Genomic DNA, 12,098 nt, shown 5'->3' with positions numbered 1-12,098 from the left:
ATTACTTGAGAAGATCCTCCGGCTGCCGGCACACCTGCAAACCTTGCAATGCAAAGCCATTGCTCTTACCCGGATAAATACGCACTTTGGTAAACCCTCCTGCATTCGAGGGTAGCGGCGTTTTAACGGCATGCGCCGCATCATCACCAGGCACATTCAAACTAAATCGGCGCGTTGCCACGCCCGGGCCAGAGCCCTCGAAGGTCAACGTTTTCGATCCAGCGGTAGTCACACGTGCAGCCAGGTAATCGAGCTTTTCAATCGGCTTATCGAATCCGATCTCGATGAAATCGTTGTCATTGGTCGGCCCGGTGACGAGTTCCGCGCCCTTCACATTGGCTGCATTGGCGGCAAGTCCGGCGTGCGCCAGCTTGGCCGTTATGGCCGACGGTTTGCAACTGGCCTGCACCAGGGCCGATACGCGCAACAGCCATTCGGTGTTGTTGCTGATGTAGCGGGTTTCACGAAATTTGTAGTCGGGCGGCGCGCGCATGTCCCGCTCCGGCATTTCCCAAATCAATAGCTTGGGCGCTTTGGTCTGGAAGGTGTCGTCACGCAAATAGCTCTCCATGCCGACCCAGGACCCCTGATCGGCACCCACCGCAACGCTCACGATATCGCGCTGCAGCTGATAGCGCAGGGCGTCGGTAAAACCAGTCCAGTCGCGCGAGTAGCTGCTGCCTACCGAGGCGATCGCCGGAATTGGCGCATTGCCCAGCAAATCTTCCTTGGGTGGTCGCGCACGATTGACGTTGACTCGAACAACTTGTTCAGGCGCAAAGGTCAGGGAATTTTGCGGCAGTTGTTCAATCAGGTCGCGACTGACGGAGGGCCGCTTGCGGCTGGCCAGGACCATCTTGAAACCCTCTTCAGGCGTCGCCTCCAACTCCTTCTGCAAGGCTGGATTGGCGCCAATTCCGGCCTTCACGGTTTCGGCCGCCAGTATGGCTCCCGTGGGTGTCCAGTGGGTGTCGAGCCGGAAGAACAGCGGCGTGTCGCTGGTGCGCAGGGGGCTGTTCAAAAACGCTGTATTGAGATCAATCACATTCACCCGGGTCGACTGCAGTGCCTGGCGCATACGCTCGTAGTTGCCAGCCATGAAGGCGTTGATCTTGATGTCGTCCGGCAGATGCTCGGCATAAATACGCATCTTCAAGGGGACCATGGCCACCACCATGCTGGTGCCATTGGCGGCAAGCAGTTTGTTCAAGCGCTGTATCAGGTCGAGTGAAGCGTCGGTCGCTGCCGCGTCATTGGCCTCTGTCATCTCGTAACGATAAAACAGCCAGTCGTTCTTGCCGACGATGCCCATTCCCGCATCGGCCGCATGAGCGACCGCCACGCCAAGCAGGCTGGTGAGCATTGCGGTATTTAGCCGTCTGATAACCGTGCGTCTTTTCATCGTTTCTCTTTTTCGCTAAGGGGTAAATTTTCAGGGCTACTTGCCGGTGTAGCGCTCTATTTTATTTTGCACGGCCCGCGCAACCAATTTGCCACCTTCACCAGGCAGCAACAAAATACTGTAGGTGCCGCCCGGTGTCATGGTTAGCGAGGCACTGGCCTGCGGCACCTTGTCGCCGCTCTTGGCGGCGCTCAACTCGACAGTGATCGGGTTCACCGCAATGGATTTGGAAGTGCCATAAGCGACGCCCGAAAACACCTTGGTATTGCCGTCCACGGTCAGCACATCAAGGGGTCCGGACTTGGCATCCAGATGGTAAACAGCCAATAACGCCTTGAGTTTATTGGCGTTGGTTTTATCCTCGAATACGATGGGCACGGAGTCCGCCCGCAGCGCCGTGAACGCCACCGTCATGGCCCGCCCCCGTACCACATCCAGCATGGTCGAAAGATGGGCCGCGGGTTTGCCTGCGGGATGGATCGCGATGCTGTGCTTCCCCGCCGGCAGTACCATGAATTCGCTGGCCTCGCCGGTCGCCAGTTTTTGAATGCGCGATCGACCGTCGACCCAGATGTCGACCGTTCCGTCACGGCTGGCAAGTATCACGCGCACGTAGGAAGAATCGGCCGGGGGTTCAGGGTCATACAGCAAACCGGTTGGCTGCGCCCTGACGCCAATGCCTGGACAAGCCAGCAGTGCCGCGAACACCAAATTGAAAAAGTTCGTTCCGATTCGAAATTGCATGTCAATCTTTCAATCCTGAAAATACCATTCACACCAACCGCCGGCGCGAGTCACTTGCCGGCGCTTGCTGTCGGGCGGCCAAAATACAGATACCACTGGTATTCTCCGGGAGCAAATCCGTCAAGTACAACGGCAGTCCGCCAGGCATCGACGCTGGCGATCTTTGGCGTCTTTGCATAGTTGCCAGCGGCTACCACCCGCAACACGCCCCCGGACTCCGGAAGATTGACCCAAACGGCTGCTGCCCGCCTTGACGGCCCGCCGCCCATGATCCTAACGATTAAAAGAGGTGCCACCGCACTGGACTCCAATCGGGCACTGACGCGCGCCCGCTCGCGCCACCAGTCAGCCACCTGCCCGCCCGTGGCCAACCACATCCTGTTGCTACGCGCCTTCAGATGGTTGAAAAATTCTGCCGTTTGCACTTTGTCGAGGGAACTTTGATTCGGCATTCTGACAACCGCCAAACCGGCCATTTGCTCAACCAGGTCAAGCTCACCGAAGAACTCCTGCAGCCCTTTGGCAGGGTCCCGTTCTTCATCTTCCGGACCACCTTGTGTTCTGGGTAATCCAACCATGGACCCCGCTGATTTGGTGCCCCCCGCGCCGACCGGGGGGAAGAAAGGCAAGCGCGCATCCGACCCGTCCATGAACGCGATGTAATGTCCGAATGAGCGCTCCGCCAGAAGTCTCTCCGTGTTCTTGTCGTACGACTCCATGGGGGCATGGAAGCCGGCTTCCGTCGCGATATCGATGCCAGCGTCTCTGACTTCCCTGCGCATGGTATCGAGTCGCTTTGCCTGCTCGGCCGAAGACTGGTCCTTGAAACCTTTGAAGCGGTCCCCCAGAAAGCCCAACTCATGCCCGTGCGCCTGAATTTTCCTCAGGATATCCGCAGATTTTTTGACGTTTTCACTCAGCACGTAGTAAGTGGCCCGCCCGCCGGCATCTTCGAATTGCTTGGCAAAGCTCAAGTCGGCTTCGGCAAAATCATCAGCCGAATCAACCGCCAGCACAAAAGCACTGGCATAAGGATCAGGCCAGGCCGCGACATAGGCATCGGGCTGACGCAACAACCACATCAAGGAATTGTGGGCAATCGCCTCCAGCAGCTTCGGATCAGCAGAAAGCCACAGCCGCTCGGGATAGCCCAGGACCACGGAGCGCGACAACCGGCCTGAAAACTGCACTCGCTCATCAAAAACGATGGTGCTACTTGGCTTGTCAGTGACCAACGTACGCGACCAGTCCATGATGTTGGCTGCGGGATGTCGCCCCACCATCCGGATGGGGTACCAGTTCTTGACACGTTCCAGCCAAATCCGCAAACCCGCAGGCAAGTTGTGCGTCACCGGGTTGTCGCCATGCGGCATCATGAAGATATCATTTTCATCGGCTTCGGTGTTGCCCACGACCCTGACATCCAAAGCCCTCTGCATGAAGTCCAGACCGCGCCATTCGCCGTTCTCGTTGCGTATGCCAGCCAGCCAGGTTGCCAGAACCCCGCCACCCTTGGCCCGGAAGTCCATCACGGCCTGTTTCTCGCGCTCGGACAGGGCCACTGCTGAAGGCAGTAAAAGTACCCCCGGCTGGGATTTTTCAAGTTGCTCCACCGACGGCAGTACCTGGAATGGAATCCTGTATTTGCGCAGGAATACTTCCCAGGTCCGAACGTTTTCCCCGGCATCAAAGCCGCCAGCGGCGAAAAAGGCACGGGTCGTGGGCGATGCGTAGAGCAGTACTCTGGGGGCCATCGGCGTTGCCGGCACAAAAGGCGCCGCCACCGCCGCCATGGGGCTGGCTGCCGCGTCTGGCGCGGCAGTTGCCTCTTTCGGATCAGCGGCCAACTTCTTGAAGAATCCGGCAGGTACAAAGAAGTCGGTGGACGGGCCGCCGGCGGGCCCCGAGGACACTTTGGACGGCAAGGGCTGGGCATCGGCACCCAGCGGCAACAACGCCAAGGCCAGGCACACCGAGCAAAAAGCACCCAGCCCTCGTTGCACCGACAACTTACGCCAGAAAAGCATATGCACACCCTCTATTTGACCGGTCAACAACAGCAAGATCGTTCATCTGGAAACATTCAAATCGATTATGATAAAAGTTACAAAATGAGACCTCGTTATGAATGACAAAGCCGCCCCCACACCGACCGTACCGGTCGTTCGGATCGGCATTCGTGGTCTGACCAATCTGACCAACAACATGATAGGCGGCGGTCTGTATGTCCTGATCGCGGAAACACCGTCAGCCCGCTTTCCAATGTTGGCCGGAAGCCTTGGCAGCGCCATCAAGGAGGGCTTGGCATGTACCGTCATTGTTCCTGCAAATCCAGAGCTGTTTGTTCAGAGAATTGAATCGTTCGACAACTCTATTACACCAGAGCTGATCAGCGCCAATCGTCTTCAGCTGTTTGTGATGCAGGACGATTTTTCCAAGACCATGTTCCGCTACGGCGCGGAAGGCTTTGTGCGGGAACTGGAGCATTTTGGCATTCCAGAAAATAGTTATCTTATTTTCGACCAGGCCGATGAACTGCTGAGCCTGCACGATATCTCCCTGGCGTTGGACCAGGTCGATGTTCTCAGGAAATGGCTGGAGCAAAGGCAAGTGACCATGCTGGCGGTTTTTTCGCGCGTCACGGAAGCGCACTCCGACACCATCAATGCCTTGATGGACAACTTGACCGGTATTGCCCGTCTGGGTGGGGACAAGGAAGGCCTGGAAATCACGTTCGATTACTGGCAGTCGCCGGAGGGCACCATCGCGGCCAGGAATTACCGCCTGACAACGCTCGATTCCGGACTCTACGAAGCCACCACCAAAGCCGCGCCCGTGGAGCAGATTGCGGGCGAAGACGCCAATCAACCGGTGGCAGAGGTCGAAGACGCGGAACCTCATTTCTTCTACATGGACCCCGACCTGAACAGTGTCGCCAAGCAGATGCCTGGAGTCTGGCAGCGCGTGGATACTCTGGTCGGAATGATGCACGCCACCCGCGTCACCCGCTCGGCGACATCCATTCTCAGATTTCAGCCGGACACCAGCCTGCGGCAACTCGCCGAGACGGTCCACACATTGCGACTCAACCTGGGCCGGCGCGCCCATATCGTGGTGCAGGAAAAAGGGGCTTCCCTGCGCTACCAGAACGAGGCCTTGCTGTTGCGCCTTGGCGTCAATCTGGTGGTCCACAAAGATGTGCCGACCAGCCGCCTGCCGCTGCTGCTGGAGTCGCTCAAAGGGCAACTTTTTAGCCGCGACGTCAACATCAATTTTGAAGCCGCGCTGGCCAGCGTGACCCCCACCAGGTTACGCGGCTACCTGCTTCCCTTGCGCTTTGCACGCGAGGTCGAGGTGATTCTTGATCGGGCCGAGACGCTGAACATTCCGTGCGCGATTGTCATCGGCAAGCCGGCCCCAAGCACGACCATGATCGACATCCTGGGGCATATCAATTTGTCGCGCTCCGGCGATCTGATCACAGCCGACACCAGCTACTGCTATCTTTTCCTGAACGCCTGCCCGCAAACAGTCCTGCTGGCGACTTTGGAAAGACTTCTGGGCATGCCGGTGGACGCCGCTTTCGACGGCGTCAGATTCCTGATTGCGCGCGCTGAGATCGATTCCGAATTGGCGGCCTTGTCTCACGTTGCCGAGCGCGGCGATCTGCCTGACTATTCGTCGCTGAGCGAGACTCCCCAGCCAGCGGAGTTGCCGGGCGCGGAGTCGTCCCCAGAAGCGCCGCAACCGCCTGCACCGACGCCAGCCCAGGCGCCAGCCGCTGCGGTCGCTCGAACCACGGAGACACCCAGCACCTTGGCAGTCAGCGCTGAAAAGACGCGCGACCAGCCTGACCAGGCGCTGTTTGCCAATGCTGCAAGACCACCCGTCGCGCCCCCAGTCAAGCGGGGATTGGCGACGGCCCCAATGGCCAGAGCGCCAGATAACCCGGCCGTGGTCCAGGGTTTTGGCTTCCACGGCACACCCCAGGCCCCGGTCTTTGGGAAGAAAGAGGTCCCTTGGGCAACTCGCGCCGCGCCGCCCGCGGCCTCGGCAAGTGAGCCCAAAGAGAAGCTTGCGCCCAAGGACCCAACCGATTGATTTAATGCCGGCCAGAGCGTCTCCGCGAGGAACTTCCATGCAACAATTACATCGAGTCATCAAAGGTCGCGCAAGCAACATGAAACCGATCCAGTTCCCCCTCACCGCTCGACCGATAACGGCCTGTCATGCCAAGTCATTGGGATGGAGACTGGTGGCCTTGCTGTTTTGTCAGGCCTTGCCTCTGCCAAGCCTGGCCGACACCACCGATTTTTCGCCCGGTGCCGCAGGTGGTCGCCAAAGTATCACGACACCTTCGGGCGACTTGCTGCCACTGGCACCTTTCAAATATATCCCACCGCCCGAAGCGGGCTCGGTGGAAAAAACCCAGCCAGTGGAATCAGCGCTGCCAAAACGCAGTCCGGATCAGCAGCGCATTGTCGACCTCAATGCGGCCGGCGATTACCAGGCCGCCGGCACTGAGGGATTGGCCCTGATTTCGAAGGAAAAGCCGGACGACGAGCTACAACTGATAGTCGCCAACAGCCTGGCCTGGACCGGTCGCCTGAAGGAGGCCATTCCAGCCTACCAGGGGCTGGCCAACGGCAGCTACGCCAACCAGGCTGCTGTCGGTTTGGCGAATGTGCATCGCTGGCGCGGGCGCGACGATCAGGCGCTGCCGCTTTATCGCAATGTCCTTTCAAGTGACCCCGGCAACACGGGCGCACTGGAAGGTCTTAACTTGGCGATGCGTGAAATCAGCCCACGCACCCTGCTCAGTTTCGGTCGTGGCAGCGATTCGACGGACGACCAGCGCCAATCGGTCACCCTCAATCACCGCTGGCGCGACAGCAGCGGTTCGACCATCATGGAAGTCGAAACCAGTGGCGTCAGGGACACCTTGCCAGGCATCGAAGCAAAGCAGCAAGACGTCACCCTCAGGTACCAGAGTTTGAACCTGGTACTCAAGCCCAGTCTTGAGTTGAGCATGCCGACGGCAGACGATCACAGCCTGTACGGCAGCGCTCGCATCAAGCTTTTTGACGACCAGCTCGCGCTCAGCGGCGGTCGGGTCAACTGGGGCCGGATGGCGACCAATCCGAATGCGCTGGCATCCCATTTGTCGGCCATTCATGCCGGCATCAACGCGGCCAAGGATTTTTCATTCGGTAATCTGTCGGGGCGGCTTGACTACTATGACATTTCCGACAACAACACCGTCATGACCGGCAACCTGCACCTTACCTCGGTCTGGCGGCCGCTTGGCAGTCACTTCAAACCCTTCCTTGGGATGGAGGCGCGCGGTGCCAAATTCAACACCTTGAGTTATTGGTCACCGGACCAAGGGTCTGGCACGGCCTACGCTGGTCTGTTGGGGGAATGGGGCGCCGCCGACTGGAATGTCTATGCTTCCGGCCAGGCCGGTCTGCGGCTTTTTGGCGATGCCGGGACCAGCTGGAGCCTGTCTGCCGGGGGTAAACGCTGGATCTCCAACGACCTGGCACTCAGTCTGAATTTGTGGTCCCTGAACAGTTGGCGCAACAATGCCGCCTACCGTGCGCAGTCTGCGACCGTAAATCTGGAAAAGCTTTGGAGATAAGGAAGGTTGCGCGCCGCGCCTGGCGCTATGCCTGGGCCGCACTCGCGGTGGGCGGCCTGATCCTGCTACTGGTCTACAGCTACGATGCGGTTCGCGACGCCAAGGGCTCGTTCGTCGTCTTGCTGCAAAACTATCTGCTTGCGGCAGTAACCTATTACCTGTTGTTTTTCCTGGTTCTTCTGGTTATTCGTTTCGCCGTGTTGATCCTGTATTCCTTCATGGATCATCTGGAGTCACTGTACAAAATACGCGACAAGCCCGCCATCCTGTACCGCGAAGACCGGTCCTTGCCCATGGTCTCGCTGGTGGTTCCGGCCTTTAACGAGGGGCCGGTCATCCAGGCCGCGATGCGCGCCCTGCTGGAGCTTGACTACCCCAACTTCGAGATCATCGTGGTCGACGACGGTTCGACCGATGACACCTATGAAAAAGCCATTGCCGTGGCACGGGAATCGCAGGATGTCGAAGTCCGGGTGGTGACCAAGCGCAACGGCGGCAAGGCCGACGCCCTCAACACCGGCATGACCCTGGCGCGCGGCGAGTTCGTCCTGAACATGGACGGCGACACCAAGCTCTCGCCCAATACCTTGCGGGTCTGCATTCGCCACTTCGAAAATCCGCTGGTTGGCGCGGTGGCGGGCAACGTCAAGGTGATCAACCGCGAGAACATGTGGACCCGCATCCAGGCGCTGGAGTATGTAGAAGGGCTGGCGATGGCACGCAAGGCGCAAAGCTTTGGGCACGTGGTCAACATCATCCCCGGACCGCTCGGCATGTTTCGCAAAACCGTCCTGCAGCAGGCCGGCGGCTACGACCGGGATACCTTTGCCGAGGATTGCGACCTGACGCTCAAGCTGCTGATGCGCGGCTGGCACATTGCCTATGAGCCGCGCGCCATTGCCTGGGTCGAAACACCCAGCAGCCTGCTTGACTTGCTCAAGCAACGCTACCGCTGGACTCGCGGCATCCTGCAAGCGACCATCAAGCACAGCCACGCACTGTGGCAGCCACGCAAGGCCGGGATCAACTGCTATATTCTTTGGTATATGCTGTTCGAAGGCATCATGTGGCCTTTTTCCAACCTGCTGGGCAACCTTTTTTTCGTCTTCGTCGGTCTTCAGTATGGTCTGGCCACCCTCCTCTTCTACTGGTGGCTGCAACTCACGGTGCTGGACGTGGTCGCCGCGGCGTACTGCGTCGTCATCGAAGAAGAAGAACCGTCGCTGATTTTTTATGCCATCATGTTCCGTCTTTTTTACATTAACATCATCGATGTTTCCAAGGTCTTTGCCACCATTGAGGAGTGGCGCGGTCACACCATGACCTGGGGAAAACTGGAGCGAGAAGGAAAACTCTGACATGGATCTCATTTCCATTCTGGCTACCGTCATCCTGATCACCACCATCGGCACCATGGTGGTGGGGGTTGGCGCCTACGCCGCCTTCAAGCTACGCGACAAACGCAAGCCGACCGGGTCCCGGTCCGATGAGACGATGAACATTGGCGGACCGCTGGAACCGGTGTTTCTCAAGCGCTACGTGCCGGAAGCCAGGACCGAGCCGACCACTGAGCCAACTTCAGATGAACAATGACAGGCACCTTGGTCATGCATTCCGCGGCAGTGAAGTTATCTGACACCGATAGACGTGAACGGCGTCCGGTTTTCAATCGGATGGGCACTTATCTGCCTGTCTTGATCATCTTGAGTCTGGCGATACCGACGCTGATTTACCTCTTGTTCATGAAATCCATGGGCTGGAACCTGCCCCTGCTGGGTGTCAACGGCGCACTTTCGTACAACGGTTCAACCGGTTCCGGCGTCTTTCTCTACGCCTCCTCCAATACCAAGACCTATCTCTCGGGAACCGGCGGCAATTACGAAGTGTTGCTGACGCCGTGGCGCAGCTACTTTACCAACCGCAAGATTGCTTTCAAGGAAATTCAGAACGCCTCCCAGTTGCGCAAACAAGACAGCGGCGTCCTGATACTGCCGTCCGCAGTCTCGCTGAGCGACGAAGAGCGAGCCGAGATATTGGCGTTCCGTGCCAAAGGCGGGGCTCTGCTCTCGACCTGGGCCACCGGCACCCGAAGTGGCAAAGGCGACTGGCAAGGCTGGCAATTCCTGGAAAATCTGGGCGCCAAGGTACTCGGCGAAATTCCGGCCAGCACGGACGCTCACAACCTGGTTTTCACTGGCGAGTCCCCGCTCTCCCACACCCAGGTCGCGGGGCAACGGATGGAGTTGAGCAAAACGTCTGAAGCCTTGTTGCGCTTGAAGGGCGAAATGGTGGCCGCACGCTTCATGAACTGGTCGCGCGTTACCGATGATGCACGACGCGGTGAGGGGGCTGTCGTTTTCACCGAGGCCGCCGAACAACTGGGCCGCGTCGCCTTTTTTGCCTTTGCCGAATCAGCCTGGGAAGCTCGTCCGCAGGGCACCTACAATCTGATCGACGACACGCTGCAATGGTTGCGCCGGGACCCGGCCATCGTTCGGGCCGCCTGGCCTAATGGCAAGCGCGCGGCCCAGGTGATTGAAATGGACACCGAAGAGGGTTTTGCCAACGCTGTCCCTTTTGCCGCCATGATGCGTTCCCTCGACTATCGCAGCACGTTTTACATACTCACCTCGGTCGGCAAGCAGTTCCCGGATATCCTGAGGCAATTGGGCCGCGATTTCGAGCTCGGCTACCATGGCGATGTGCATGTCAGTTTCAAGGGGCAACCGGCCAGCGTTCAGGAACAGCGGATGCAGACCATGCGAACCGAGATGGCGTCCGTGATTCCCGACATCAAGGGCATCACCGGCTTTCGGGCACCCACCGAGGGCTACGATGCAACCACCGAACAACTGCTGCAAAAGCTCGGTCTGCGCCACCATACGGCCGATCCCAATCGGACCGACGGCCGCCTGCCGTTGCTGACCAAGACCGAAGGCGTGGAGCCGGCCGATGCGCTGGTGGTGTTGCCCCGCACCCAGCGCGACGATATCAACCTGTATTGGGAAAAGCTGACGGCCGAGCAAACCACCAAAGCCTTGATCGACGATTTCGATTTGGCACTGGATACCGGTGCCTTGGGCCTGCTCAGCGTACACAGCCAGAATTTCAAGGCTGACAGCGTCCTGGCTGCCGCCATGCCGGGTTTTCTTGAGCACCTGAAACAGCGTCGCGAACCGCTGTGGCTGGCCTCGGCTGGGCAAGTGGCCGACTGGTGGCGCGATCGGGAACGCTTCAAACTTTCAGCCAGCAGCAGCGGCAAACGCATTGAGTTCAATATCACGATCACCGGAACAGAAACCGTCAAGGGTGCCAGCGTGATTGTCATGTTGCCGCAGAAGGGCGCTCGCTCAAGCGTCGAGGGGATGAAAATTGGGATGACGAAACCGACCGTGTTGAAAATCGATGAGTACCGCGCGGCCCTGGTTTTCGATTCCCTGGCACCTGGAAGTTATTCCTACCAGCTGACCTTTTCATCCCGGTGAGTGAGCGGCGGAAACCGTCTGGCGCGAGACTCTTCCCAAAGCGTTCACGGCTCGGTGTTTGTCAGCAACCAGTCGGCCAGGTATTGAATATCCTGGCTGGCTTTGCAGGCAGCGTCATATTTCAACACCGGTTGCTCGAAGGCCAGGGCCTCGGACACTGCTTGCGCATGGTGAATCGATATCGGAACGATCCGTTTGCCATAGTCCGCCCGCAACGCCAGACGCATCTGGTTGCCCAACTCGCTTTGCTCCGAGATTTGATTGACCAGCAATTTGAAACCTGCAAAATGCCGGTTCGCCTTGGTGTACTCTTCGACCAGCGAAAATAGTCGTGGCACCGTCGCAAACGACGCCGCATCTGCCAGCACAATGCCAAGTGCATGGTGCGCCGCCAACAGGGCTTGCTGGAGATAGACCGATGGACCCGGTGGCGTATCGAGCATGACAAAATCAAAAGCGCGCCGGTCAAGCGAAAAAATTCGATCACGAACCCAGTGCGGATCCTGCTTGAGCACCGCCTCGAATTCCTCCAGTTCATGTTTCAGGACGATACCGAACGGAATGAATTTGACGCCAAACGGGCTCTTGAATATCGATTTGGAGGAAATGCCCTCCCGCGCAATGCCCGCGATATCGCCCGGATCCATGCCCAGATGCAGGCGCAAGGCATTTTGCATATCCAGGTCAATCAGCAACACCCGCCTCTTTTTCTGAGCCAGCGCGATCGCCACGTTGGCCGCCAACGTGGTTTTCCCGACCCCTCCCTTGCCCGAAATGAAGGCGACTACCTGCATCGCTTCAGGCCGCCAAGACTATCGTGTTTGCA

At 58.6% G+C, this 12,098-nt stretch carries 9 protein-coding genes; 5 read left to right on the top strand and 4 right to left on the bottom strand.

Annotated elements, in window-relative coordinates:
* Position 1 precedes the first annotated feature (1 nt).
* The 3 genes from PHS32_RS04300 to PHS32_RS04290 all read right to left on the bottom strand — a co-directional run bounded on the left by PHS32_RS04300 (position 2) and on the right by PHS32_RS04290 (position 3,993).
* Positions 2–1,363, bottom strand: a complete 1,362-nt coding sequence (locus PHS32_RS04300) for a hypothetical protein (protein WP_301077605.1) — start codon at positions 1,361–1,363, stop codon at positions 2–4.
* 75 nt (positions 1,364–1,438) lie between these two features.
* Positions 1,439–2,146 (bottom strand): DUF4397 domain-containing protein, encoded by a 708-nt coding sequence (locus PHS32_RS04295; protein ID WP_301077603.1) that lies wholly within the window; start codon positions 2,144–2,146, stop codon positions 1,439–1,441.
* A 50-nt stretch (positions 2,147–2,196) separates the two neighbouring features.
* Entirely contained in the window at positions 2,197–3,993 is a 1,797-nt protein-coding gene (locus PHS32_RS04290; protein ID WP_301077602.1) for a polysaccharide deacetylase family protein, read from the bottom strand.
* A gap of 277 nt (positions 3,994–4,270) precedes the next feature.
* Between PHS32_RS04290 and PHS32_RS04285 the strand changes: the two genes are divergently transcribed.
* The 5 genes from PHS32_RS04285 (at position 4,271) to PHS32_RS04265 (ending at position 11,272) form a co-directional block, all read left to right on the top strand.
* Entirely contained in the window at positions 4,271–6,247 is a 1,977-nt protein-coding gene (locus PHS32_RS04285; protein ID WP_301077601.1) for a BcsE family c-di-GMP-binding protein, read from the top strand.
* 37 nt (positions 6,248–6,284) lie between these two features.
* Complete coding sequence (locus PHS32_RS04280) at positions 6,285–7,787, top strand: hypothetical protein (protein ID WP_301077600.1); 1,503 nt, start codon at positions 6,285–6,287, stop codon at positions 7,785–7,787.
* Positions 7,778–9,145: a glycosyltransferase family 2 protein gene (locus PHS32_RS04275; RefSeq protein ID WP_301077599.1), complete on the top strand. Its 1,368-nt coding sequence runs from the start codon at positions 7,778–7,780 to the stop codon at positions 9,143–9,145. Before PHS32_RS04280 ends, PHS32_RS04275 begins: the two co-directional genes overlap by 10 nt.
* 1 nt (position 9,146) lies before the next feature.
* Positions 9,147–9,380, top strand: coding sequence for a hypothetical protein (locus PHS32_RS04270; RefSeq protein ID WP_301077598.1), 234 nt, complete (start codon positions 9,147–9,149; stop codon positions 9,378–9,380).
* An 80-nt stretch (positions 9,381–9,460) separates the two neighbouring features.
* Positions 9,461–11,272 carry a polysaccharide deacetylase family protein gene (locus PHS32_RS04265; protein WP_301077597.1) on the top strand — a complete coding sequence of 604 codons (1,812 nt, stop codon included), beginning with the start codon at positions 9,461–9,463 and terminating at the stop codon, positions 11,270–11,272.
* Positions 11,273–11,316: 44 nt separating this feature from the next.
* Here PHS32_RS04265 and bcsQ read toward each other — a convergent pair whose 3' ends face one another.
* The gene (bcsQ, locus tag PHS32_RS04260) at positions 11,317–12,066 is read right to left on the bottom strand and encodes a cellulose biosynthesis protein BcsQ (protein ID WP_301077596.1); all 750 of its coding nucleotides are present in this window, start codon (positions 12,064–12,066) and stop codon (positions 11,317–11,319) included.
* Positions 12,067–12,098 lie beyond the last annotated feature (32 nt).

The organism is Rhodoferax sp. (assembly GCF_028714215.1).
Classification (GTDB): domain Bacteria; phylum Pseudomonadota; class Gammaproteobacteria; order Burkholderiales; family Burkholderiaceae_C; genus Rhodoferax.
The sequence above is the reverse complement of the archived record's forward strand: the minus strand, read 5'-3'. Positions and strand labels throughout refer to the sequence as shown.